The organism is Methanoculleus sp. UBA303 (assembly GCA_002501655.1).
Classification (GTDB): Archaea; Halobacteriota; Methanomicrobia; order Methanomicrobiales; family Methanoculleaceae; genus Methanoculleus.
This window is the reverse complement of record DANY01000047.1, coordinates 12,757-36,533: the sequence shown is the minus strand read 5'-3', so window position 1 is coordinate 36,533 and position 23,777 is coordinate 12,757. Positions and strand designations below refer to the sequence as shown.

General features: G+C 60.7%; 20 protein-coding genes and 1 CRISPR repeat array. Of the genes, 6 read left to right on the top strand and 14 right to left on the bottom strand.

What is annotated here, in order from left to right:
* Positions 1 to 56: 56 nt before the first annotated feature.
* Positions 57 to 1,399: direct repeats of the CRISPR family, unit length 37 nt; unit sequence GTCGAAGAGGCTGATCCAGGACAACAAGGATTGAAAC.
* Between the two features lie 164 nt (positions 1,400 to 1,563).
* Both BP846_RS13085 and BP846_RS11735 read right to left on the bottom strand, forming a co-directional pair.
* Positions 1,564 to 2,454: a cache domain-containing protein gene (locus BP846_RS13085; RefSeq protein ID WP_349680783.1), complete on the bottom strand. Its 891-nt coding sequence runs from the start codon at positions 2,452 to 2,454 to the stop codon at positions 1,564 to 1,566.
* A gap of 112 nt (positions 2,455 to 2,566) precedes the next feature.
* A complete protein-coding gene (locus BP846_RS11735) occupies positions 2,567 to 5,617 on the bottom strand; it encodes a kelch repeat-containing protein (protein ID WP_292395620.1) in 3,051 nt (1,016 codons plus the stop codon).
* Positions 5,618 to 5,986: 369 nt separating this feature from the next.
* Between BP846_RS11735 and BP846_RS11730 the strand changes: the two genes are divergently transcribed.
* Entirely contained in the window at positions 5,987 to 8,332 is a 2,346-nt protein-coding gene (locus BP846_RS11730; protein ID WP_292395618.1) for a hybrid sensor histidine kinase/response regulator, read from the top strand.
* Positions 8,333 to 8,515: 183 nt separating this feature from the next.
* On the top strand, positions 8,516 to 9,001 hold the full coding sequence (locus tag BP846_RS11725; RefSeq protein ID WP_292395616.1) for a TspO/MBR family protein: 486 nt from the start codon (positions 8,516 to 8,518) through the stop codon (positions 8,999 to 9,001).
* A 6-nt stretch (positions 9,002 to 9,007) separates the two neighbouring features.
* On the opposite strand, the gene BP846_RS11720 is transcribed toward BP846_RS11725, so the two are convergent.
* The 7 genes from BP846_RS11720 to BP846_RS11690 form a co-directional block, all read right to left on the bottom strand.
* Positions 9,008 to 9,610: a CDP-alcohol phosphatidyltransferase family protein gene (locus BP846_RS11720; protein ID WP_292395614.1), complete on the bottom strand. Its 603-nt coding sequence runs from the start codon at positions 9,608 to 9,610 to the stop codon at positions 9,008 to 9,010.
* Positions 9,607 to 10,119 carry an adenylate kinase family protein gene (locus tag BP846_RS11715; RefSeq protein ID WP_292395612.1) on the bottom strand — a complete coding sequence of 171 codons (513 nt, stop codon included), beginning with the start codon at positions 10,117 to 10,119 and terminating at the stop codon, positions 9,607 to 9,609. The genes BP846_RS11720 and BP846_RS11715 overlap by 4 nt, the downstream gene beginning before the upstream one ends.
* A complete protein-coding gene (gene hisC / locus BP846_RS11710; RefSeq protein WP_292395610.1) occupies positions 10,116 to 11,174 on the bottom strand; it encodes a histidinol-phosphate transaminase in 1,059 nt (352 codons plus the stop codon). Before hisC ends, BP846_RS11715 begins: the two co-directional genes overlap by 4 nt.
* Positions 11,158 to 12,282, bottom strand: a complete 1,125-nt coding sequence (locus BP846_RS11705; RefSeq protein WP_292395608.1) for an aspartate aminotransferase family protein — start codon at positions 12,280 to 12,282, stop codon at positions 11,158 to 11,160. Before BP846_RS11705 ends, hisC begins: the two co-directional genes overlap by 17 nt.
* 7 nt (positions 12,283 to 12,289) lie before the next feature.
* On the bottom strand, positions 12,290 to 13,207 hold the full coding sequence (guaA, locus tag BP846_RS11700) for a glutamine-hydrolyzing GMP synthase (RefSeq protein ID WP_292395606.1): 918 nt from the start codon (positions 13,205 to 13,207) through the stop codon (positions 12,290 to 12,292).
* A gap of 9 nt (positions 13,208 to 13,216) precedes the next feature.
* Positions 13,217 to 14,806 (bottom strand): CTP synthase, encoded by a 1,590-nt coding sequence (locus BP846_RS11695; protein ID WP_292395604.1) that lies wholly within the window; start codon positions 14,804 to 14,806, stop codon positions 13,217 to 13,219.
* Between the two features lie 137 nt (positions 14,807 to 14,943).
* Positions 14,944 to 15,354, bottom strand: coding sequence for a PaaI family thioesterase (locus tag BP846_RS11690; RefSeq protein WP_292395602.1), 411 nt, complete (start codon positions 15,352 to 15,354; stop codon positions 14,944 to 14,946).
* Between the two features lie 239 nt (positions 15,355 to 15,593).
* Between BP846_RS11690 and BP846_RS11685 the strand changes: the two genes are divergently transcribed.
* On the top strand, positions 15,594 to 16,769 hold the full coding sequence (locus BP846_RS11685) for a hypothetical protein (protein ID WP_292395601.1): 1,176 nt from the start codon (positions 15,594 to 15,596) through the stop codon (positions 16,767 to 16,769).
* 247 nt (positions 16,770 to 17,016) lie between these two features.
* Positions 17,017 to 18,312 carry a PAS domain S-box protein gene (locus BP846_RS11680; protein WP_292395599.1) on the top strand — a complete coding sequence of 432 codons (1,296 nt, stop codon included), beginning with the start codon at positions 17,017 to 17,019 and terminating at the stop codon, positions 18,310 to 18,312.
* A 14-nt stretch (positions 18,313 to 18,326) separates the two neighbouring features.
* Here BP846_RS11680 and BP846_RS11675 read toward each other — a convergent pair whose 3' ends face one another.
* Positions 18,327 to 19,112, bottom strand: a complete 786-nt coding sequence (locus BP846_RS11675) for an MBL fold metallo-hydrolase (protein WP_292395597.1) — start codon at positions 19,110 to 19,112, stop codon at positions 18,327 to 18,329.
* A 554-nt stretch (positions 19,113 to 19,666) separates the two neighbouring features.
* Between BP846_RS11675 and BP846_RS11670 the strand changes: the two genes are divergently transcribed.
* Together BP846_RS11670 and BP846_RS11665 are read left to right on the top strand one after the other, a co-directional pair.
* The gene (locus BP846_RS11670; RefSeq protein WP_292395596.1) at positions 19,667 to 20,269 is read left to right on the top strand and encodes an acylphosphatase; all 603 of its coding nucleotides are present in this window, start codon (positions 19,667 to 19,669) and stop codon (positions 20,267 to 20,269) included.
* Positions 20,244 to 20,417: a hypothetical protein gene (locus tag BP846_RS11665; protein WP_292395594.1), complete on the top strand. Its 174-nt coding sequence runs from the start codon at positions 20,244 to 20,246 to the stop codon at positions 20,415 to 20,417. Before BP846_RS11670 ends, BP846_RS11665 begins: the two co-directional genes overlap by 26 nt.
* An 87-nt stretch (positions 20,418 to 20,504) precedes the next feature.
* On the opposite strand, the gene BP846_RS11660 is transcribed toward BP846_RS11665, so the two are convergent.
* The 4 genes from BP846_RS11660 to BP846_RS11645 form a co-directional block, all read right to left on the bottom strand.
* Positions 20,505 to 21,608 (bottom strand): ABC transporter ATP-binding protein, encoded by a 1,104-nt coding sequence (locus BP846_RS11660; RefSeq protein WP_292395592.1) that lies wholly within the window; start codon positions 21,606 to 21,608, stop codon positions 20,505 to 20,507.
* Between the two features lie 4 nt (positions 21,609 to 21,612).
* Positions 21,613 to 22,314 carry an ABC transporter permease gene (locus tag BP846_RS11655; RefSeq protein WP_292395590.1) on the bottom strand — a complete coding sequence of 234 codons (702 nt, stop codon included), beginning with the start codon at positions 22,312 to 22,314 and terminating at the stop codon, positions 21,613 to 21,615.
* A gap of 65 nt (positions 22,315 to 22,379) precedes the next feature.
* Positions 22,380 to 23,312 (bottom strand): substrate-binding domain-containing protein, encoded by a 933-nt coding sequence (locus BP846_RS11650; protein ID WP_292395588.1) that lies wholly within the window; start codon positions 23,310 to 23,312, stop codon positions 22,380 to 22,382.
* Positions 23,313 to 23,482: 170 nt separating this feature from the next.
* Complete coding sequence (locus BP846_RS11645) at positions 23,483 to 23,638, bottom strand: hypothetical protein (protein ID WP_292395586.1); 156 nt, start codon at positions 23,636 to 23,638, stop codon at positions 23,483 to 23,485.
* Between the last annotated feature and the right edge of the window lie 139 nt (positions 23,639 to 23,777).

Here is a 23,777-nt window from a genome sequence, read left to right as displayed (position 1 = left end):
GGACAACAAGGATTGAAACTTGAAGTTGGTAAAACTAACGTGTATGTTAGAACGAAGTCGAAGAGGCTGATCCAGGACAACAAGGATTGAAACTGAAAAGTAAAAGAGAATTAAAACCAACTCACATCAAGTCGAAGAGGCTGATCCAGGACAACAAGGATTGAAACTAAAACGGTGATACACTAATGTGTCTGCTATTTCCGTCGAAGAGGCTGATCCTGGACAACAAGGATTGAAACCCATACATCGCCGGACCCTGCCGTGCCAAACCCTGTGTCGAAGAGGCTGATCCAGGACAACAAGGATTGAAACTCTTTTTGGGTAGGTGTAGGGGCAAAACCAGCATAGCGTCGAAGAGGCTGATCCAGGACAACAAGGATTGAAACCAATTAATGTGGATTATAGAGGATATTGTAAAATAGTCGAAGAGGCTGATCCAGGACAACAAGGATTGAAACTTTGCTGAAAATTCCGATACATACGGAATATAAAGTCGAAGAGGCTGATCCAGGACAACAAGGATTGAAACCTATCAGGTAATGAGATTCGATTCTCCAAAGGGGTCGAAGAGGCTGATCCAGGACAACAAGGATTGAAACCACTGGAAAATTACTAAATTGGTTATCGTCGAGTTTGTCGAAGAGGCTGATCCAGGACAACAAGGATTGAAACATATAATCAAACAGTATATTCGACACAATCTTGCATGTCGAAGAGGCTGATCCAGGACAACAAGGATTGAAACTTGGAAGGGGCATTGCAAGGAGCCCCCTAACCGGCGAGGTCGAAGAGGCTGATCCAGGACAACAAGGATTGAAACCCTGATAGTAAAAAGGGTTTAATCTTCATCCTCACCGTCGAAGAGGCTGATCCAGGACAACAAGGATTGAAACTTCCATCTCCATATCTTCCTCTTCATCTACTACGAGTCGAAGAGGCTGATCCAGGACAACAAGGATTGAAACATACCACATCCTCTATACTATCAAATCCAGACACAGTCGAAGAGGCTGATCCAGGACAACAAGGATTGAAACTAAGTCTCCGTCCCTAAACCGCACTGATCCGGATCGTCGAAGAGGCTGATCCAGGACAACAAGGATTGAAACTCAACGGTGTAGGAGGGGGAGACGGTGCCGGGGGTCGAAGAGGCTGATCCAGGACAACAAGGATTGAAACAAGCCTCGCCGCGAGCGAGTTGCGCGGCCAAACCGTTTGTCGAAGAGGCTGATCCAGGACAACAAGGATTGAAACCTGCCGCGTAGGTCGGATCGGTTTTTCCGGCTCTCGTCGAAGAGGCTGATCCAGGACAACAAGGATTGAAACATCAAATCACGCATATCTTCAGCGAATGGTTCTGCCGTCGAAGAGGCTGATCCAGGACAACAAGGATTGAAACAGGGTGGACCCTAACAACCATACATTCTTCGCGCCCTTCGCGGCTTCGCGTGAGGCCCGGTCATCACGGTCCCTGAGCCATCGTGGAACTGTCTGAGCCCCAGCCGCATGACTTCGGGACTGGTGTCAGAGAAAAAATGTGTGATTCCAGCATGGGAAACAGCGTTAAATTCTCTTCAGCGAGTCGATCGCGACGCCGTACTGCGGTCCGTCCTGCAGGTAGGTCAGCTGGATCTCGTCTGGCCCTACGATCTCGCCGAAGCAGTACCCGCCGTCCTGCTCGGCGGTGGCGAGGGTCCTGCCGTCACGCCCGATAACGCCGGCGATCGGCGTCCGCGTCTCCGTGCCGTTCGCGGTAGTAAATACGGTATAGCCGGAGACGATCCGGTCATGCTGATCGGAGATCGTCATCGTCATCGTCATCGTGACGGTGGGATAGTCAGAGAATCCCATGCTCTCTTCATATCCTGCCATGGATGCAGTCCAGTTGCCGGTGAGATCGGGGATGGTCGCGGGGCTCGTATGCACGGGGGTGGGTGCCGGCCCCGTGTAGGTTCCGGAGCCAAGCCACCAGTCCTCGTCCACCTTCACCACGTATCCCAGTTTCGACTCGACCGTTCGGTTGTGCGCGGGGTTGATGTAATAGAACCGGACGAATCCGAATCCGTTCTTCGCCGCGTCGATGAACTGCCGGGTGTAGGGGTTGCCGAACGCGTCGAGTTCGTCCATCCGGCTCACGCTGATCTTATCGGGGTCAAACGGGTGGGCGAGGGCGACGTTGTTGAAGTCGTAGGCGTAGATGTAGAGTTCGCCCTGGACAAACGTTCCGTTCGGGTCGGAAAACTCGGCAAGGGCCTTTTCTTTGCCGTTTGCGTGTGCATAGGCAACCGCGCTCTCGACAAAGGCGACGAGCGTCTCGTTCGAGGTGTAGTTCCCGGGTTCGGGGCTTCCCGGCGTTGAAGCGGCCGTGTCGGGCTGGCTCTGCGTGCATCCGGCGGCCATAAGGAGCAGACCGAGGACGCACAGACACAGGAATGAGGTGGACGAGATTCTCATGCCATTGATTCGGTTTTCCTTCCCATAAAAATAGTATATTATATAATAGAGACTCTTGAGAATCCCCTGCGAAAAATGGTGGGGACCCTGTCTCATCTCATCGATCGCGGAGTCAGTCGTAGTCCCGGAAGAGCGCTGGATTCTGCCGGTACCGCCACCAACTCCGGATCAGGTAGCCTCCGGCGGCGAGCACCAGAACAACCCCGACGACGACCGCGACTGTCCCGTACGGGAATTCCGGCACCGGTTCGCCGGCCGGTGCGGCCGTGGTCTCCTCCGGGGTGGGCTCAGCGACCGCCCGCGCGGTGGTCTGTGCCGCTGTCGGTGTCGTCACTTCACCGGCCTGCTTGATCCCGGTGATCGCAAAAAGGGAGAACCCGGGGCTGGTTGCCGTGAAGGTGACCGTCGCCCCGGCGGTGCTCTCGACCACGGTCGGGAGAGCTTCCCACGCGGTGCCGTTGTAGTGGTAGAGCACGATCTCTTCAGGGGAGAAGCCGTGCTCCTCCAGCCACAAGACCGGGACGGTGAACGTGATTGTCGCCCCGGTGATCTTCCCGAACCGGGCCGGCACGAGGTCGATGTACTGGTAGGCGCTGCCCGGCGCCGGGGGAACCTCGGCGGGTGGCGAGGATCGCACCGTCCCGGTGACGATCAACCCGCCGATCCCGGTGCCGGTGACGTTGACCCGGGCCACGGCGGAGTTTCCGCCCACGTTCACGTCGTTGGTGGTGAGGAGCTGTACGGGGATAACCGCCGGGCTGTCCCCCCCGCCATCGTTCCATGGCCGAACAGTGATATACCCGGTCGTCCGCGTGCTGTCACAACCGGTGGCGTTGGACGTCTGCAGTGTTACCGGGTAGGTGCCCGGGGCCGTATAGATGTGTGTAGGGTTCTGCTCTGTCGAGCCTGCCGGCTGGAGCCGCCAGGTGTCGTTCCCGAGGGTTTCGTCATCGCTACCGCCCATGAGTGCGATGCTCCCGTCCGGCATCGCGACCGCCGTAACGCCGTGTCGCCCTGTCCACCCGGCATCAGGCAACCGTGTCCACGTCCTGCCGTTGTCGTCCGAGCGCCAGGTGTCGTTGAGGGCGGCCATGCCGTCTATACCACCCAGCACGAGGATGCTATCATCCGGCATCGCGACGGCGGCGTGCAGGTATCGTTCCGTCCACCCGGCATCGGGCAATCGCGTCCACGTCCTGCCGCCGTCGTCCGAGTGCCAGGTGTCGTTGAAGGCGGTCATGATGTCTGTACCGCCCAGCACGAGGATGCTGCCATCCGACATCGCGACGCTGGTGTGATAGATTCGTGCCGCCCACCCGGGACTCTCGTTTACGAGCGTCCACGTCCTCCCCTTATCAATCGACTTCCATGTGTCGTTCAAAAGCATGTAGTCGGCATCACAACCGCCCATCACGAGGATGCTTCCGTCCGGCAACGCGACGCTGGCGTGATCGGCTCGTGCCGCCCACCCGGAACTTGCGTTTACGAGCGTCCACGTTCTGCCGTTATCGTCCGACCGCCACGTGTCGTTCTGGTATCCGGTGAGGTCCGCTCCACCCATCAAGAGGACGCTGCCGTCCGGCAGCGCAACGCTGCTGTGACCGAATCTTACCGTCCAGCCGGCGCCGGGTAACTGCGTCCACGTCCTCCCGCTATCGTTCGACCGCCACATGTCGTTTGACCGGGTGTAGGTATCGTCGCAGCCGCCCATCAAGAGAATACTGCCGTCCAGTGTCGCGACGCTGGTGTGACCGAATCTTCCCGACCACCCGGAACTCGCGTTCTGCTCTGTCCAGGCTCCGGTATACGCCTCGTCGCCGAAGAACCACGCCCAGCCGGTCGGGCTGCCGGCCGACCGGTCGGTGAAGGTCACGGTCAGGGGTGCGGTCCCGGAGGTCGGGGTGCCGCTGAAGGCTGTTGCCGGAGCCGAGGGCGTGACCGTGATGTAATCGATCATCCGCGTGGCATTGTAGCCGTTGTCGTTGAACACCTGCAACGCCACCGAGTAGGTTCCCGGAGCGGTGTAGGTGTGCGTGGGGTTCTCTTCCGTCGATCCGGCGGGCTGGAACCGCCAGGTGTCGTTCCAATTGAATCTGCTGATACAACCGCCCATGACTATGACACTCCCGTCGGGTAGCGCAACCGCCGTGGGGTTCTGCCGTTCCGACCACCCGGCATCGGGTAACTGCATCCACGTAATGCCGTTATCATCCGACCGCCACACGTCGTTCCTGTGGTCAGTTGCACCCATACCGCCCATCACAAGGATACTGCCGTCCGGCATCGTGACACTGGTGTGGTAGGCTCTTCCCGCCCACCCGGCACCGGGTAACTGCGTCCATGTCGCGCCGCTATTATCCGATCGCCACACATCATTCATCCTGTTACTGCCGTCATCACCACCCATCATGAGGATACTGCCGTCTGGCTTCACGACACTGGTGTGCCAGGCTCTTGCTGACCAACCAGGGCTCTTGCTCACCAGCGTCCAGGTTGCGCCACTATCGTCCGACCGCCAAACATCGTTTCTATACCCCACGCTGTCCTTACCACCCATGAGTATGATGCTTCTGTCGGGTAGCGTGACCGCCGTGGAACCGAACCGTGCCGACCACCCGGCATCGGGTAATCGTGTCCATGTCATGCCGTTGTCGGTCGACTTCCATGTGTCGTTCAAAAGCATGTAGTCGGCATCACAACCGCCCATCACGATGATGCTTCCGTCCGGCAGCGCGACGCTGGCGTGATCGGCTCGTGCCGCCCACCCCGAACTTGCGTTTACGAGCGTCCACGTTCTGCCGTTATCGTCCGACCGCCACGTGTCGTTCTGGTATCCGGTGAGGTCCGCTCCACCCATCAAGAGGACGCTGCCGCCCGGCAGCGCAACGCTGCTGTGCCAGTTTCTTCCCGTCCACCCGGAACTTGCATTCTGTACTGTCCAGGCTCCAGTGTACGCCTCGTCGCCGAAGAACCATGCCCACCCCGTCGGGCTGCCGGCCGATAGGTCGGTGAAGGATACCGTCAGGGGTGCGGCCCCGGAGGTCGGGGTGCCGCTGAAGGCCGCTGTCGGCGCGGCAGCGGTTGCGGTGCCGACAAGCAGCAGGAGAGCAGGAATAACCAGGCAAAGCGTCGTCAGAGAAATGTATTTATGAAAACTAAACATTTACGATTGAACGTCTCATTTAAGGATAAATATTGCGTTTTTTTATCGGCTAATCCGTGGCAGATTAAGCCAATGCCCATTCCAGGATAACTGTTGCCGTCATTATCTCTACTTACAGGGCACCTCATCGCTACAGAGTTCCCGGAACGTGGTGGACGGCCCCGGACCCGCGCGATGGGCGCACGCGAAGAATGAGGTATAAATTCCCCGAGGGCGGTACTACAGTAGTGAGAATCCGGCCGTGTGCGACCATGCCTGTACAGGTGGAGCGGCGAGCAACCCCGCAGCGGGGAACAAACCGTCCCGGGCCGGGACACCTGAGTTTACGTAGATACGGACGGGTATCGGACCCTGGATACGAGTGAGACCATGAGCGAACCGTTGAGCGTGTTGCTGATAGGGGGAAGCCCTGGCGACGTCCGGAGTATCCGGGAGATGCTTGAAGAACGTGAGATCGATTTAAGGCACTGTGAAGGCCCCGATAACGAATCCGTCGCGATATTGAAGAGCGGAATCGATGTGGTGCTCCTCGATCTCTTGGATGGCGGGAAGACGGCGATCGTCGACCACCTGCGCCGGGCAGCACCCGACATCCCGATCATCGTGCTCACCGCCGTGGGAGACGACCGTGCCGCACTCCGTGCGATGCAGCGCGGTGCGCAGGATTACCTGGTCAAAGAGAAGACGGATGCAGAGTTGCTCTGTCGGGCTGTCAGCTACGCGGTGGAGCGGACGCGGGTGGAGGTCGCGCTCCGGCACTCGGAGGCGATGTACCGGAGGCTGGTCGAGAACCTCAACGAAGGTGTCCTCGCTGTGGATGAGGCTGGCCTCATCACCTTCGTAAACCCGCGTATGGAGGAGATCCTCGGTTCTCCTGCTGCGTGCCTGATCGGGCTGCCGATAGCCGGATTCATTGCCGGAACCTCCCCGGGCGGAAAAAATCCGTTCTGCCGACAGACCGACCGGAGGCAGGAGTTCGAACTAGACTTCCTCCGCAACGACGAAAGACGCGTCCACGCGCTCGTGGTCACGTCGCCGATCACCGATGCTTCCGGCGCCTTTGGAGGATGTCTTGCCGGTGTGCTGGATATCACCGACCGGAAGCAGGCGGAAGAAGCACTCACACAGAGCGAACAGAAATACCGGCTTGTCGTGGAGAGCCTCAGCGAGGGGATATGGGTGATCGACCCGGAGGCCTGCACGTCGTTCGTCAACCCCCGGATGGCGGAGATGCTCGGCTATGCCCCGGAAGAGATGATTGGAAGACCGTTTTGCTCTTTCCTCTCCCCATCCTGCAGCGCCGTGATGCAGGGCCGCCTGAACCGCCGGAGAGACGGAACCCGGGAACAGTACGAGTGCGAGTTCATCCGGAAGGAAGGCGACTTCATCACCACACTGCTGATCGTCTCCCCGTTCGTAGGTGATACCGGCGAGTTCCGGGGCTCGATTGCCGGCGTGATGGATATCACTGAACGGAAAAGGGCCGAAGAGGAACTCCGTATCCGAAATGAGCAGCTCATGGTTCTCAACCAGGTGATCAGCGTCTCGGCAACCTCCCTCTCTCTTGCCGAACTCCTGGAGGAGTCGCTTGAGAAGACGCTCGAGTTGATGGGGTTTCACGTCGGCATCGTCTACATGCTTGATGCCGAGCGAAAACGAGCCCTGCTGCAGTACCAGAAGGGGGTGCCGCAATCGTGTATGCCCCGGAGCCGTGTGATCAAGGTCCATCACTGGCCGTTCAACTTCATCTTCATCGCCGGCCAGCCCCGCTACATAGAACGACAGCCTGACCTCAACTCCATCGAGGCAAGCATACTCCAGGAGATCGATGTCTCGGCGCTCGCGTGTGTCCCCCTCATTGCCGAATCGGTCGTCGTCGGGGCGGTATACGCCGGCAGCAGGACAAAAAAATCCTTCTCCCGCGAAGAGAGGACGCTCCTTGAGACGATAGGAAAGGAGATCGGGTCAGGTATCCTCAAGGGCATGCTGCACAAAAAACTGGAAGCGGCGAACCGGGAGGCGAACCTCTACCTGGACATCATGACGCATGACATCAAGAATGCCGAGAACGTCTCGAGCCTCTACGCTGATCTCCTCATCGAGATGCTGGGGGGGGAGGCCGCGCTCTATGCGAAGAAGATCCGGAGCAGCGTCCGTAAGAGCGCCGAGATAATCGGCAACGTCACAACGATTCGCCGCATCCACCACGATTCGCCTGACGTCGGGCCGGTCGACCTTGAAGTCGTCATCAGGGAGGGGGTCACCGCCTTCCCGGATGTTGCGATTGAGTTCGGGGATACTCCCTGCCAGGTCTGGGCGGATGATCTCCTCTCCGAGGTCTTCTCGAACCTCATAAGGAACGCCGTCAAGTTCGGCGGTCCGGGTGTCAGGATCGCCATCCGGGTGGAGGATTATGACGGCGAGAGCGTGCTGGTCTCTGTTGAGGATACCGGGCCGGGCATACCCGACTCCATGAAGGAGTCTATATTCCACCGGTTCGAGCGGGGATGGGTCGGGGGGTGCGGCGACGGGCTCGGGCTCTTCATTGTCCGCACTCTCGTCAAGCGCTACGGGGGTACCATCCGGGTGGAAGACCGGGTTGAAGGGCGGCCGGATCTCGGTGCGGCGTTCAGGTTTACCCTCCGCGAGGTTCTCCCTTCCGGGAGCGACGACGACGAGGACGAAGAGCATCCGGCCAGGGAAGAGTGCGAGTGAACTACCCCGCCCTGAAGGACGGGGCCTCCTGCCGCTTGTGGTGAACATGCCCAGGTTTCCTCACCCAGAGAATCCCTCCTGCCCGGGCGGGAGCGGTATGCCGTTGGCTTTGTGTCAGGTCCGGGGCTAACACTCTCCACCGAGATCAAAAGGTTTAAAGGTCAGGATTTACCACTTAGCGTCGTGGCATCTGCTTATATCCGGGTTATCCAATTCTCTGTGTCGATCGCGGTCTGCCTCCTTGCAGGGCTGATCGGGTCGGTCTTCACAACGCCGGCCATACCCACCTGGTACGCCGCTCTTGCAAAACCCGCCCTGAACCCTCCGGCATGGGTCTTTGGCCCGGTCTGGACGATGCTCTTCATCCTCATGGGCATCGCGCTCTATATCGTCTGGAGCAAGGGGTGGGGGCAGAAGAACGTGCAGGTCGCTATGGCGATCTTTGCCGTCCAGCTGGCCTTGAACGTCCTCTGGTCGTATCTCTTCTTCGGGCTGCAGGCACCGTTCTTCGCCCTTCTGGAGATCGTGCTCCTCTGGGTTGCAATCCTCATGACGATCGGCGCCTCCTACCGTGTATCGGTGCCTGCAGCGGCGCTGCTCGTGCCTTACTTCATCTGGGTGAGTTTTGCGGCCTACCTCACCTACGGCATCTATGCCCTCAACCCGTGAGGGCGCCTACTCTTTTTCTATCCGCTGCCAGACGTGGACAAACCGCTGGAAGGCGGTGTAGTGCCCGAGAATGCCGAATATGACGAGGAGCCACCCGAGGTAGTTCAGACCGTAGATCTCTCCCGGGATCAGCACCGTGAGCGTGCCGGCTATGATGATCAGCACCAGGCGATCCGCCCGACCGAGGAGGCCCCCGTAGAACCTGCCGACCCCGACAGCCTGTGCCTGGGTGCCGAGGTATGAGGACATCAGGACCCCGGTCAGGGCGAAGACGCCGATCGGCCAGGATGCGGCGCCGCCTGCGAAGATGCCGGTGATGATGAATATGTCGGCGTAGCGGTCGATGACGTGGTCCAGGAAGTCCCCGCGGAGGCCCGCGATTCCCATGTCCCGGGCGAGCGCTCCGTCAAGCGCGTCGAAGACAGCGTTGAAGGCGACCATGACGACGCCGAGCGCGACTCCCCCGGCATAGAATGCGATACCCGCAAGGATAGATACGAGAAATGACGCAAGGGAGAGTCCGTTCGGGGTGATCCCGATCTTCCTCGCCAGATCTACCACGGGCTGAACAATGCCCTGCACATGCGGCCGGAACTGGTCCAGCGTCATGTGCCGAGCTCCAGATAATCGGTCCAGTCGATGGACCCGCAGGATGCGGGCAGTTCTCCCCGTATGAACCGTTCGATCCGGTCCGCACACTCTCCGACGTTGAGATGAGTCGTATCCAGTTCCAGTACGTGTTCGTCCGGGTGGCCTTCGAGCGTCTCGATCAGTATGACGTCGAGCGCTTCCGCCTCGACGTTCTCTGCGACCTTCTCGGAGGGGTAGTCCCTCGGGGCAAGACGCTCTCGCAGGACGTCGGGACGGCACCGGAGCACCACCACCCGGTCGCAGGAGAGAAGGTGCGCGAGGTGGCCTTCGACGATCCCGTCGACCGGTTTGAACTCAGCTGCCCACCGGTCGACATCCACCACCAGGGTCTCGCGGCAGTGGTCCTCCTCGATGATGTAGGGCTTCACCGTATCGGTCAGTCTGACGACCCGGTGACCTCGTTGCGCCAGTTCGGCCGCGATGGATGTCTTTCCGGTTCCCGGCGTGCCGGTGACGCCTGTCATCATAGGTTCTTCGCCGCCTCGAGGAATCGAACGTTCTCCCAGTCTTCACCGATGCTGACTCTGATGTAGCGGTTGCCGAGCCCCGGGAAACTGGTGCAGGACCGAACAAGGACACCTCTCGCCGCGAGGCGCTCCACCACCTCGTCGCCTGTTCTTGGAGCGACGTCGATCATGACAAAGTTTGCGTCCGAGGGGTATGTCCGGAACGGTACCTCGTCGAGGAACCGCTGCCTCCACTGCTTGACGTGGTCGCAGGTCTCGCGCACCCGGTCAGTGTCGGCGAGAGCCCCGACGGCCGCCGCCGCGGAGACCGAGCTTAACGCAAACGGTGTCGCCGCCCGGTGGTAGAACGGTTCCAGCCACTCCGGGACAAAGGCGTAGCCGACCCGGAGCCCGGCGAGGGCGAATATCTTCGACATCGTCCGCCCGAGGACCAGGTTCTCGTGCCGCCGCATGAGAGGCCGGTAGTCTATATCCGCAAAGTCGATGTAGGCGTTGTCGAGGAAGAGCAGCCCTTCCATCTCCTCGAGGATCTCTTCGACCATCTCCGGCAGGACCGAGTTTCCCGTCGGGTTGTTCGGGGAGCAGAGGAAGGCGAGTTTTGCCCCCCGGCAGGCTTCGATAAAGACCTCCGGATCGACCGAGAAGTCCTCCCGGCGGGGGACGTTTATGACCCTGGCGCCGTGCGCCGCGGCCGCGAGCCCGTAGAAAGAGAAGGTGGGGGTCGAGACGACCACCGCTTCCCCGGGCTCGACGACTGTCCGGATCACCGTCTCGATGACGCCGTCCATGCCCACACCGGTGACGAACCGGTAGTCACCGTGGTAGCGGCGGAGCGCATCGATGAGGGGCGCCGCCCGTGTGTCCGGGTAGCGGTTTGCGGCCTGGAGGGCCACCGCTGCCGCTTCAACGGCGGCGGGCGACGGCGGGCGGGGGTTCTCGTTGCTTGCAAGGCGTGCCACACGGTCGATGCCATGCTCCCGCGCGACGTCCTCCGCCGACTTTGCGTAGGAGTAACCCTCCGAGCCCGAGAAGCACGCTCTAACCAAGCGCCGCATTGATGACACCGACAGCCGTATCGATCTCCGCATCCGTGATCACGAGCGGCGGGATGAGCCGGAGGTTCCCGTCAGCGGCACAGTTGACGAGCACGCCGTTCTCGGCGCAGATACGCTGCACCTCAGGGCACCGGTCACCGACCGATATGCCGATCATCAGGCCGCGGCCCCGGGGGTTGTGGGCGGCGAGGCCCGTCATGAACCGCTCGCCCTTCGCTGCGACACTGGGGAGAATCCCCTCGATGACGCCGATGGTGGCGAGTGCCGCCGCGCAGGCGAGCGGTCCTCCGGCAAAGGTGCTGCCGTGCTCGCTCCGCCCGAACTCGAGCCCCTCACGGGCGACGAGCGCTCCGATGGGAAATCCGCTCGCAAGCCCCTTTGCAAGCGTGACGATGTCGGGGGCAACGCCGGTGTGCTGGATGGCAAGCCACTTCCCGGTCCGGCCCATACCGGTCTGCACCTCATCGACGATCATCAGTGCGCCGGCATCGTCGCAGATCTCCCGGATGCCCCGGAAGAAGTCGTCGGGCGGGATCAGAACGCCGGCTTCGCCCTGGATCGGCTCGACGAAGACTCCGGCGGTATCCTTATCGACGGCCGCCGCGAGGGCGTCCAGGTCGCCGTAGTCCACGAAGGTGCAGGCGGGCGAGAGCGGCTCGAACGGTTCCCTGATGGCGGGCTTATGGGTGACGGCGAGCGACCCGCAGGTCCTGCCGTGGAACCCGTGGGTGAACGCAACAAACTTTTTCCGCCCGGTCCTGACGCGGGCGAGTTTTATTGCGCCCTCATTTGCCTCGGCGCCGGAGTTCGAGAGGAACGCCTTTCCCGGCCCGGCGATCTCAACGAGTTTCTCTGCCAGTTCCGCCTGGTTCGGGACGTAATAGAGGTTCGAGCAATGGATCAGCCGGTGGGCCTGGTCGCAGATCGCCCCTACCACTGCCGGGTGGCAGTGGCCGGTGCTGCAGACCGCGATCCCGGCCACACAGTCGATGTACTCCCGTCCCTGGTCGTCCCAGACGCGCGACCCCGCACCGCGGACGACCTTCATCGTCCTGCCGAACGCGGGCATATAGTAACGTGCATCAAGCACCCGTGAATCTTCTGTCATGTCTTCCTCACTCATACTCGACCGTCGCCGGCGGTTTCGGGGTGACGTCGTAGACCACCCGGGCGACGCCGGGGATCTCGGCGGTTATACGGGATGTCATCTCAGTGAGAGTATCATAGGGGAGGAGCAGGGGTTCGGCGGTCATGCCGTCCCTGGACTGAATGGCCCGGACTGCAACGATCCAGCCATGGAGCCGGACGTCTCCTTTCACCCCGGTCCCGAGGCCGAGGAGCGCGGCAAAGCACTGCCAGGGGCGGAACTTCTCCACCAGGCACTCCTCGACGATGGCGTTTGCTTCACGCACGATCGCGACCTTCTCTCTCGTCACCTCGCCGAGCATCCTGACGGCAAGTCCCGGTCCCGGGAAGGGCATCCTGTGCTGGATCTCCGCCGGGAGCCCGAGCCCGCCGGCCACCTCGCGGACCTCATCCTTATAGAGGTCGGCAAGCGGCTCGATGACGCCTTTGAACTTGATATCAAGAGGCATGCCTCCCACGTTGTGGTGACTCTTGATGCCCCCTTCGCTCTCGATGCGGTCAGGGTAGATGGTACCCTGCAGGAGCATCGTTGCCCCGGTGCGCTTCGCCTCCCGCTCGAAGATCCTGATGAACTTCTCACCGATGGCTTTGCGCTTCTCTTCGGGATCGGTGATACCCCTGAGCGCCTCGAAGAACTCATTGCCTGCATCCACGACATGGAGGTTTGTGTCGGCAAAGAGGGACCGTATCCGTTCGGTCTCCCCTTTCCGCATGAGGCCGGTATCCACGTATATCGGGACGAGCGCGTCACCGATGGCCCGGGCTGCGAGCGCCGCGCAGACCGAAGAGTCAACGCCGCCGGAGAGTGCCATCACGACCTTATCTTCACCGGCAGTATCGCGTATCTGCCGGACTGCCTGGTCGATAAACTTATCAACGTCTACCATTCTGTCATCTCATCTGGTCTGGGAAGATATCTTGTTCTTTTTGCACGCGGTGACAAAGCCGATGTAAGGCGGAGAGGGATCCGTCGGGCTCGACTTGAACTCGGGGTGGAACTGTGTGGCGAGGTAGAAGGGGTGGTCCGTGAGCTCGCAGACCTCCATCCGTTCTCCACAGGAGCCTGAGAAGACAAGTCCGGCGCCCTCGAGGTCGCGGATGAATTTGGGGTTCACCTCGTAGCGGTGCCGGTGCCGCTCCACGATCCCGGTCTTCCCGTAGAGGCCGGCCACCATCGTGCCCTCCTTGAGGGTGACGTTGCAGTTCCCGAGGCGCATCGTCCCGCCGAGGCCGGAGACCTCCTCCTGCTCGGGGAGGAGGGCGATGACGTGCGTCCCGGGTCCCATCTCTTCGCTGGTGGCGTCACTGATGCCAAGGATGTGCCGCGCATACTCGATCACCGAGAGCTGGAAACCGAGACAGAGGCCAAGGTAGGGCTTCTGGTTCTCGCGCGCGTACCGGATCGCCCGAATCTTGCCTTCGATGCCGCGTTTGCCAAAACCGCCCGGGACCAGGATGCCGTCGACGTCGGCGAGGTCGCGGATGTCGAACGTCTCCGCATCCAGCCAGCGTATGTTCACTTCAGTGGAGAGCGCCCTCCCGGCGTGCTTGAGCGACTCCTTGATGGACATATAGACGTCCTCGATCCCGTACTTGCTGACGATGGCGACCGTCACCCGGTTCGTGTACTCCTGCGAGACGACCCGGTACCATACTGTGTCCGGCTCCCTGTTCTCGAGGGCCAGGTAACTGCAGACGACGTCAGCAAGTCCTTCCTTCTCCAGTTCCACAGGGATCTGGTAGATGTCGGGGACGTCCTTTGCGGAGACCACGGCCTTTACCGGGACGTCGGTGAAGGCGGATATCTTCTTCTTCGTCTGCGGGCTGATCACCTCGCTGCTCCTGCCCACGATGATGTCGGGTTGCAGCCCGAGTTCCCGGAGCGCCTTGACCGAGTGCTGCGTGGGTTTGGTCTTGTGGTCGCCCATGGCATCCACCGGGACCAGGGTGACGTGGACCAGGAGCACGTCCTGTGGAGCGAGTTCGCCGTGCATCTGGCGGACCGCCTCAAGGAACGGCATGCTCTCGATGTCGCCGACCGTGCCGCCGACCTCCACCAGACAGATCTCGGCCACCTTATCGCCGTTGATCTTCTCCTCTGCCGCACGGCCGATGCAGTGCCTGATCTCGTCGGTGATGTGGGGGATGATCTGGACGGTCGCGCCGAGGAAATCTCCACGCCGCTCTTTCTCGATGACGTTCCGATATACCTTCCCCGTCGTGATGTTGTGGATCGATTTGAGACTGATGTTCAGGAACCGTTCGTAGTTGCCGAGATCGAGGTCGACTTCCCCGCCGTCAGAGAGGACGAAGACCTCACCGTGCTGGGCGGGGTTCATGGTGCCGGCATCGATGTTCAGGTACGGGTCGATCTTCACCGCCGTTACCTGGTAGCCGCGATTTTTTAAGAGGCGGCCGATGGACGCGGTGGTGATGCCCTTCCCGAGTCCGCTCATGACGCCGCCGGTTACAATGATATACTTCAAGCTCTCGTTCCCCTCCGGTTGTTCCAGAGACTCTATCTCATATATGTGATCCTGAGTATTGAGAATGTATTGTTCCGGCATCTTCGGGAGATTCCCTGCCGGCGTGATGGGGGTTTTGCCGGGCTTCCACCACAGTGCTATCGGCGTATGACTGCAAACGATGTCGACGTCCGGGTGAGGAGTGTATCGTCCGCCGCATCCCGGACCTCCCCGTCTGCAAACGCCACCCGGCGGCCTTTGCGGATGATCCTGCCGGTTGCGACAATCGTCCCGGCGTTGACGCCTTTTATGAAACTTGTGTGCTCGTCGATCGTGGCGATCTCCTCGTTATCAGCGAGAAGCGTGTAGAGCGCAAGCGCAATCGCCTCGTCTGCGAGCGCCACGTAGACGCCGCCCTGGAGCCAGCCGGCACCGTTGAGCATATCCGGCCGGACATCCATGGTGAGGCTGGCGCGCCCGTTGCGAAACTCGCCCACTTCTATACCCATCAGCGTAAAGAAGGGATTGGCATCCCTTCCGATCTGTTTTAGTTCGTCAATGTAGCCCACGCGACCACACCTATCTGCGGGAGGATTTGGGGTCAGCCGGGATAAGCGTTGTGACTATCATGGCTGGTGCAGCATTCTCTTCGCGCAGCCGACCGTTGTGCCGGGTGGCCGTTGGCCATTTCCGGGAAGGGACGCGGTCGGCGTCAAACGGCGAATCGGGCGTGGACATATCCGTAGATCGGCTGAACCCCGGAATCATATAAAAACAACTATCACATCCACTGAACACCTGTAAGTGTATGGAAGATGCCTGGCAGCCCGAAGCGCTCCGGAACAGGAGGCTTGAGCAGCTCCGGACTACCATGAACGATTACATCGAAAAGAATATCGACCAGGTGGAAGGGAACCTGCCGGTCTTCTTCGGGCACGTTGCCGCCACCCTCGATAGGACGTTTCCCGGTCTGGACGATGGGTCCTACGACGACTTCATCGATGCAATCACCTTCACGCTCCTCAACACCACACGTGCGGTCCCTACGGCAGAACTCTTCGAGAAGATCCTGCGGCATGCCATGGGGAACAAGCGGCGGAGAAAAGGGCGGGCAACCCTCGATGTGGCTGTGGGCCTCAAACTGATCGATACCGGCAACTACTATCAGGCGATCGAGTACCTGGCACGCTACAGGAACTATGACGGGCGGGTCAACGCCGCCATCGCCTACTGTTACTACGCTCTCTCCCTGGCAACCAGCGGGAAGCAGGGTCTTCGCCCCAACGACGGGGAACTCCGTGCCCGTGAGGAGATGCTGAATCTCTCCCGGTCACGCGCCCCGCTCAACCGACTCAGGGTCTTCGACCGCAGGGATGCCCGGCTGAACCTGATCTTCTGGTTCATGCTGGACCTGGCGTTCACCTGGTTCCCGAGCGAACCGGAGCTCTACCATATCGGGGTTGTGCGGGCAAGACACGAGGGAGACATCGAACGCCGCCGGCACCTCCTTGACCTGGCCACGGAGCGGTTCCCGGATAATAAGCACTTCCTGGTCGAGGCGTTTAACGCCCATGTGGAGCAGCGCAACGGGAGCAGCGCCGCTGCCGTCGTCAAGCAGATGATGCAGCAGTATCCTGATGACCATGAGCCGATCTACTTCGGGCTGAAACTCGCGATTCTCGGGTCACAGCCGGGATTCTATGCCAGTTTCCGGAAGCTCGCGCTCCTGAAGCAGTTTCCCCGGCACCTGCTCCTGATGCTGGACACCGTGCTCGAGGTCATGTGCAACCATAAGACCGAGAGTTACCTCTGTTTTGAGGAGGCGAAGAAGGCCTCGTCCGGGTGGGATTACTACGTCACGGTACTGGAGTACATCCTCCGGGACTTCATCGAAGGCGATGAAGACCGGGCGAAACGGGCGAGATCTGCTTTTTTCACCAGCGTCGACCAGTACTGTACGCACATCCTGAAGATCGGGAAGTGACGACCTCGCAACGGAAAGACCCCCGGGCCTGGTGATGCGCAGTTCAGCGTGCCTTTCCTGTATTGGCGGGTGTCTTCTATCGATGGCGGATCTCCGTTAGCCCTCTGGATAATTCGCTAAATGGGCCGATCCCGGGTATGAGGGGGAGAATCATAACGATTAGTTTATCCGTATCAATAAGCAAAACTTTCTACGGACGGCATTTACGAGCCCGAATACATGAATATACCGGGGAGGATCGGTTACAATGACGGGAAATAATACTATTCCAGGTACCGGCAGGGGAGCACCCGGTGCCGACGGTCTCCGGGGACCCCGTGAATCGCCGCACCCTCTCCTGGGTGCGTATCTCTCGATCCTCCGTGAGGTGCCGGATGGACTTGCTCTGGTGGACAGTGGGGGCGGGTGTCGGTACCTGAACCCGGCGTTTACCAGGATCACCGGGTATACCCGGGAGGATGTCCCGACGCTCTCTGCGTGGTTCGAGCGTGCCCACCCGAACCCGGCATACCGGCGGAACGTCCAGGATATGGGGCAGGAATTGCTCCAGGGCGACCGGAACGCTCTGGTCGCCAGTGTTGTCTGCCGGGATGGAACAGTGCGCGATCTCGAGTTCCGGCGGGCGCCGGTCTGGGATGGTTGCATCCTGCTTGTCGTCCGGGACGTCACCGAACAGGTTCTGACCGAGGAGCATCTCAGGCAGACCACATCTGAACTGAGCGCGGTGATCGAAGCCTTTCCCGACCTTTTCCTTCAACTGAACACGGACGGCACGATCCTCGACTTCAGGGCCGGCAGGCTGGCGAAGGTGCCGCTCGTCTCCCAGGCACTGCTCGGGCGGCGGGTGCAGGACGTGTTCCCTGGAGACGTCGGAGAGGCGCTTTTGGATACACTGCAACAGGCTGTCCGGACGGATGCGCCTGCTGCATCCCTGGAGTTCAGCCACACTGAAGCCGGGGCGCTCCGGCACTACGAAGCCCGGGTTATGCCGCTGTACGGGATGCGCCTGATGGCTGTCATCAGGGAGATCACGGAGCGGAAGGAGGCGGAGCAGGAACTGCATCGGCACCGCGAGCACCTGGAAGACCTCGTTGCCGAGCGGACTGCAGAACTCGAACGTGCGAATCAGCGGCTCGAACACCTCCTCTACTGCATCGAGACGACTGAGCGGAGGGCCGCAGAAGAGTGGCTGGACTCATCGATCGAGCAGGGCACCCTGGGAGTGGCTGAAGCCGAGGAGGCAAGGATCACCACCGACGCTTCCGGGACGGTCGTCATCGTCAGCCGGGCAGCCGAGCGCCTGACCGGCTATGCGGGAGAGGTACTGGCCGGGAAACCGATATGGTCCCTCTTTCTGGGCGGCGATGCGCGGGAACTTCTCTCAGAGGAGGTGCTGGGGCGGGGCAGGTCTGCAGAGTGCGTCGAGGGAGCGACGCTCGTGAGAAACGACGGTTCAAGGCAGCCGGTCTGCATCTCCGCCGACCCGATCATCGATGCCGCGGGTACCGTGGTCGGTATGATCTGCACGTTTCAGGATATGTGAGGATGGGTGGGCGGTCAGAGCCGAAAGCCGTAGGACTCCGGGTGCACCGGGCCCGGGTCCTGGGGCGCCACGGTGACCGCGACCTGATCGGAGTAGAACCCGAGCCCTTCGAGCGCGGAGAGGAGCACCTTCTCCGGTGTGTTGTTGATCTCGCTTACGTGGGCAAGCATCGCCATCTGGATGTGATCAGCGAGCCTCTGCAGGCACCGGGCGGCATCCGGGTTTGAGAGATGTCCGCGTTTTGACCGTATCCGGCTCTTGAGGTATGCAGGGTAGGGACCGTTCTCAAGCATATCGGGACAGTGATTGCTCTCCAGGAGGACGGCGTCACAGGCTGCGAGGTGGTCGAAGATGGGAGTGGTGATGGTGCCCGTATCGGTGCAGCACCCGACGCGGAGGTCGCCTTCAGCGACAGAGAACCCGCAGGGCTCCCGTGCGTCATGAGAGGCGGCGAAGGGCTCGACCGAGAAGTCGCCCACACAGAACGGCTCACCGTATCGGCACCGCCGGACTTCTGCCGACGTCGCGCCGCACTTCTCGTAAAATGCCTCAAGCGTGCCGCCAGTCGCGTAAATGGGCACATGAAGTCTCCGTGCTAGCACGTCGGCCCCCCGGATATGGTCGATATGCTCGTGAGTGACAAGAATCCCCTCGACGAGCGTTGCATCTCCGCCGGCGTTTGCAAGACGGCGGAGGGTCTCGCGGGCGGAGAGCCCCGCGTCGATGAGCAGCGCACCCCGCTCGCCTCGCAGATAGGTGCAGTTTCCCTTGCTCCCGCTCGCAAGGACGGTCAGTTCCATTGTAGAAATGATGGTCCGTGCGGATATTTAAGGGCGTGGCGGGGTCCATCTCGTCATGAGGGGCACCCCCCAGTACCCCGGGCCGCCCTTGCCGGAGGCGATCCCGGGGGTTACGGAACGCTCTGGGACTCTCCTCGACGCCCTGGATCGGGTCGTGCGCCGGGTGCCGGCCGGGGTTCTCTCCGCACCGCGGGACCTCTCCGCCGACCGGAAGGCCCTCCGGCGCGCCCGGCCCGCGGGTTCACCCCGCTCCGGTGCCATCACAGGATCGCCGGGCCAAATGAGGGTGTGCACATACCTTTCCGCTGCCCGCGCGAGCTCGATCCGGTTGAGGTGGAACTCGCCGGGGATCTCCGGCACTCCCCCCCGGGGAGTTCAGGCGGCGGCTGGACCGCTACCTTGTCGGGGTGCGGGAGCACCTCGCGGCGCGGGAATACGTATAGAGGCTGCAGGCAGGCTGTCGGGCCGGGGAGGAGAGGGGCCGGAACACAGCCTGCCGGGTGCTAAGCGGCCCAGAAGAAACTATTTATCTCCCCCATTCATATTTACCCCTGATGAAACGATTTTCTGCCGTTGCAGCAGGGCGGGTTCAGAGGGTCGGGTTTCGGGAGCACGTCTACAAAGAGACGTTTGACAAGGATATCTCCGGGTATGTAAAGAACCTCGATATCGGTGAGGTCGAGATCGTCGCAGAGGGGAGTGAAGAGGATCTTCGCGCTCTCATCAACAGGATCAATATTGTCCGCTATCCAATTGCGGTCAAATCATTTACCATCAAATGGCAGGAGGCAACCGGAGAGTTCACGACCTTTGAGATCATCCGCGGAGATCTCCAGGAGGAACTGTTTGAGAGGGTCGATTTTGCCGGCACCATCATGTACCAGACACTGGAGAATTCTGAACTGAATTTGAAGAAACAGGACCAGATGCTCGATAAGCAGGACCAGATGTTGGAAAAACAGGACCTGATATTAGATAAGCAGGACCAGATGTTGGATAAGCAGGATCAGATGCTCCAGATCGGGATTGAGACAAAAGAAGAGATTGTAGGGCTCCGAAGAGATACCGGGAAGTACCTTGACGACGAATTCAAAGAGATCAAAAAGGAGCTTGCCTCCATCAGGGGTGCCCTTGCCCGGGCAGGTATCCAGATCTAAAGCCCACCCCGAACCCCGGTATTCACCAAAAGAGCAGTCGCGGCTGGTGGGGGCGTGCGCGGAGGCCGACGCCGAGATCGACCGGATTGTATATGCGCTCTACGGGCTGACCGACGAAGGGATAGCGGTTGTAGAGGGGGCGAACTGACACTTCTCCGGCGATTAGCAGCCCGGGACCCGGCAACCGGGTTCACCACCCTTCGCGGGCTTCGCGTGAGCCCCCGACACCACAACCCTACACGCGCCCTGGAGCATGAAGGTGCGTTGCCCTGACAACATGGACCGACTCCGCTGCAAACGAAACAACTACCCGGCTCCCCTCCCGGATCTCCAGGTCGTCCACCACCTTCCAGGAGAGGACCGACGAGAGCGTGAATCCGCAGTCGACCGTCACCCTGCTGAACGGGCCGCGCGGCACGATAGAGGCCACGGTGCCGGGAAGGGAGTTCCCGTCGAGGACAGCCTCCCCCCCGACCGCCGGGACGATCCGCATATCCTCTGACCGTATGCAGAGGCAGACCTCTTCCCCCTCTCCGAACGATGATCTTGCCCGGACCCGGGTGCCGCCGACATCGATGGCGGAGGTGCCGTTCCCGCCAGCCACAACGGTCCCTGCGATGATATTCTCGATGCCGATGAACCGGGCGACGTCCCGGCTCGCGGGCACGGTGAAGACTTCCCGCGGGGTTCCCACCTGCGCAAACCCCCCGTTCATCAGCACGCCGATCCGGTGGGCGAGTCGCTGCCCCTGGTACATGTCGTGGGTCGAGAGTACGATCGTCGTGCCGAGGTCGCGGTTGATGTGGCGGGCCAGTTCCTCAATCTTCTCCACGGAGACCGGGTCGAGATTCGCGGTCGGCTCATCCATTAAGAGGATCTCCGGCTCGATCACCATCGCCCGTGCAAGAGCCACCCGTTGCATCTCTCCCCCTGAGAGCGTCCGCGCTCTCCGCTCTCCGTAGCCGGCAAGACCGACCATCTCGAGGGCATCCCCGACCTTCTCCCGGATCGCTGCCTTCCCCACCCCCCTGAACCACAGGCCGACGGCTATGTTCTCAGAGACGGTTGAGTTGAAGACGGCAGGCTTCTGGAAGACCATCCCTATCATCCGGCGGGTCCGGAGGTTCTGTTCCCCCTTCGCGTGGATATCGATACCGTTGATCCGTATCTCTCCTCCCGTCGGGGTGTCGAGGAGACAGAGGAGCCGTAACAGGGTCGATTTTCCGACACCGCTCGGTCCCATGATGGCGAATATCTCTCCCTCTTCAATCCGCCCGGTGACGCTGCTGAGCACCGCCGCGTCACCGAACCGTTTTGAGACGTTTACAAGTTCAATCATGGTATCACCGGTGCTGCACCGTGGTTATGGCGAGATTGACGCCGAGGGCGATGACGAGAAGGACGATCCCGAGCGCGATGGACTGGGGGATGTTTCCCATCGATGTCTCAAGCGATATCGCCGTCGTCAACACCCGGGTTGAACCCATGAAGGACGACGCCATGATGTTGCCGCCGACCAGGATCGCCGCTCCGACCTCGGATATTGCCCGCCCGAACCCGACCGCGACGGCCGCGAGGATCGCAAACCGGGCTTCCTTCATGATGTTTGTGAGGAACTGGAGGCGCGTGGCCCCGAGCGAGTAGAGGGTATCCCTGATGACCGGATCGACTCCCGAGAGCGCGGATATCGTGAGGCCGGTCATGATCGGCAGAATGAGCACCGTCTGTGCGATGATCATGGCGGTCGGGGTGAAGAGCAGCCGCAACGATCCGAACGGCCCGACACGGGATATGAGCAGGAATATGAGGAGCCCGACGATGACGGTGGGGAGCGCGTAGAGTGTCTGGATCAGGTTAATGAGACTTCTCTTGCCGGGGAACGTGCCGAAGTTGATCGCAGCGCCGAGCGGGACGGCGATCAGGGTGGCGAAGATCGTTGCAGTGAATGAGACGATGATGCTTCTCGCGGCGATGGCCATCACGTCGGGGTCGAGCGTGATGATGAGTCTCGCCGCCTCCAGGAATCCCTCGATGATCTCGTACATGCTCTGCTCCTATTGTGGTCGGTCGGCGGCAAAAAATAGGTGGGAATCAGGGTTGGTTGGCCGGATCACAGAATGGGATCCGTCACTTCAGCCTTGGTCACGCCGATCTTCTCCCAGTCGTTCTGGGCGGCGTAGAAGAGCGGCTGGCCGTACTTGTCGACACCGAAGGAGGCGATCTCCTTCTGGACATCGTCGGAGATCATGAAGTTGATCCAGTCTTTCGCGACGGTGCTGTTGATGTCGGGGTACTTCTCGGGGTTGATCTGCATGGCGCAGTAGACGTTGAGCAGGATATCGCCCTCGTCTACGAGCGTCGCGAGCTCGAGGTCGCCCTTGTAAGCAAGGTAGGTGCCGATGTCGGAGAGGGTGTAGGCCTGCTTCTCGTTGGTCATCGTGAGTGTTGCACCCATGCCCTTTCCGGCCTCAAGATACCAGTCGCCGGAGCCCTGCACGTCTGTGGAGTAGTTGAGTCCGGCTGCCTTCCAGATGGCCTGCTCCTTCGCGTGCGTGCCCGAGGCGTCACCACGCGAGACGAAGGTCACGCCAGACTCGCCGGCCATTCCCTTCTCCCGGATGGTGGCAAACGCCTGCTTGGGCTCCATATTCTTGATGCCTGCCGGGTCGGACTCGGGCCCGACGAGGACGAAGTAGTTGTAGGCAAACACACGCCGGTTGGTTCCGTAGCCGTCAGCGAGGAAGGTATCTTCACGCGCACGGTCGTGCACCATCAGGACGTCCACGTCGCCCCGCTGCCCGTACTCGAGCGCCTTACCGGTTCCGGCGGAGACGACCAGCACCTCGGCGTTGTACTGCTCCTCAAAGATCGTGCTGAGACGCTCAAGGAGTTTGGTGTCATCGAGACTCGTCGTCGTAGCGATACGCAGCTGCTGTTTCTCCGCGCTGACAGGGTCCGGGCCGATTGTCGTCCCGGTACAGCCGCAGATGAGCAGGAAAGCGACCATGACGGCCGCAACGGCAAATAGGGTTCGTCTTTGCATAACTCTCAATTCAAGTATCGGGCTTCAGATAATTAAATGTGATAGTTTTATATCGAGAGTTAATCAGTTAATATAATTTAGTTGACTTTCAGGGGATTTTAATCTGGTGTTCCGGATAATGGGGGTTGATCGGCCCCGGCCGCTCTCTCCAGGGGCGGGAACCGGAGACGTCACCCGGTCCCGATATCGCGGTATACGTCGCCGTCCGCCTCGACAACAAGGACTCCCCTCCCCTCGATGAAGGGGTAGTGCCCTACGAAACAACTGATACTCAACTTTGTTGAGATCTCATCCCGGTGTTCCCGCTTGATTGCAATCCGGGGCACGGCTTTCCCTTGGGTATCGCCATGACTGCCCCCGCCCCCCCGGGGCGGTGGAGGTGGCCGAAGGCCGGGCGGGGTGATGGGTGTGCGGATCTTTGCGCAAGCCAGGGGAGGGGTCTCCCCCTCCCCGTCAGCCCCACCC

Excerpts from the sequence above, each read along its gene's own strand:
- guaA (WP_292395606.1), bottom strand. The coding sequence starts at position 13,207 with ATGGTAGACGTTGATAAGTTTATCGACCAGGCAGTCCGGCAGATACGC.
- BP846_RS11730 (WP_292395618.1), top strand. The coding sequence starts at position 5,987 with ATGAGCGAACCGTTGAGCGTGTTGCTGATAGGGGGAAGCCCTGGCGAC.
- BP846_RS11660 (WP_292395592.1), bottom strand. The coding sequence starts at position 21,608 with ATGATTGAACTTGTAAACGTCTCAAAACGGTTCGGTGACGCGGCGGTG.
- BP846_RS11675 (WP_292395597.1), bottom strand. The coding sequence starts at position 19,112 with ATGGAACTGACCGTCCTTGCGAGCGGGAGCAAGGGAAACTGCACCTAT.
- BP846_RS11720 (WP_292395614.1), bottom strand. The coding sequence starts at position 9,610 with ATGACGCTGGACCAGTTCCGGCCGCATGTGCAGGGCATTGTTCAGCCC.
- BP846_RS11655 (WP_292395590.1), bottom strand. The coding sequence starts at position 22,314 with ATGTACGAGATCATCGAGGGATTCCTGGAGGCGGCGAGACTCATCATC.
- BP846_RS11680 (WP_292395599.1), top strand. The coding sequence starts at position 17,017 with ATGACGGGAAATAATACTATTCCAGGTACCGGCAGGGGAGCACCCGGT.
- BP846_RS11650 (WP_292395588.1), bottom strand. The coding sequence starts at position 23,312 with ATGCAAAGACGAACCCTATTTGCCGTTGCGGCCGTCATGGTCGCTTTC.
- BP846_RS11735 (WP_292395620.1), bottom strand. The coding sequence starts at position 5,617 with ATGTTTAGTTTTCATAAATACATTTCTCTGACGACGCTTTGCCTGGTT.
- BP846_RS13085 (WP_349680783.1), bottom strand. The coding sequence starts at position 2,454 with ATGAGAATCTCGTCCACCTCATTCCTGTGTCTGTGCGTCCTCGGTCTG.
- BP846_RS11670 (WP_292395596.1), top strand. The coding sequence starts at position 19,667 with ATGAAACGATTTTCTGCCGTTGCAGCAGGGCGGGTTCAGAGGGTCGGG.
- BP846_RS11705 (WP_292395608.1), bottom strand. The coding sequence starts at position 12,282 with ATGACAGAAGATTCACGGGTGCTTGATGCACGTTACTATATGCCCGCG.
- BP846_RS11685 (WP_292395601.1), top strand. The coding sequence starts at position 15,594 with ATGGAAGATGCCTGGCAGCCCGAAGCGCTCCGGAACAGGAGGCTTGAG.
- hisC (WP_292395610.1), bottom strand. The coding sequence starts at position 11,174 with ATGCGGCGCTTGGTTAGAGCGTGCTTCTCGGGCTCGGAGGGTTACTCC.
- BP846_RS11715 (WP_292395612.1), bottom strand. The coding sequence starts at position 10,119 with ATGATGACAGGCGTCACCGGCACGCCGGGAACCGGAAAGACATCCATC.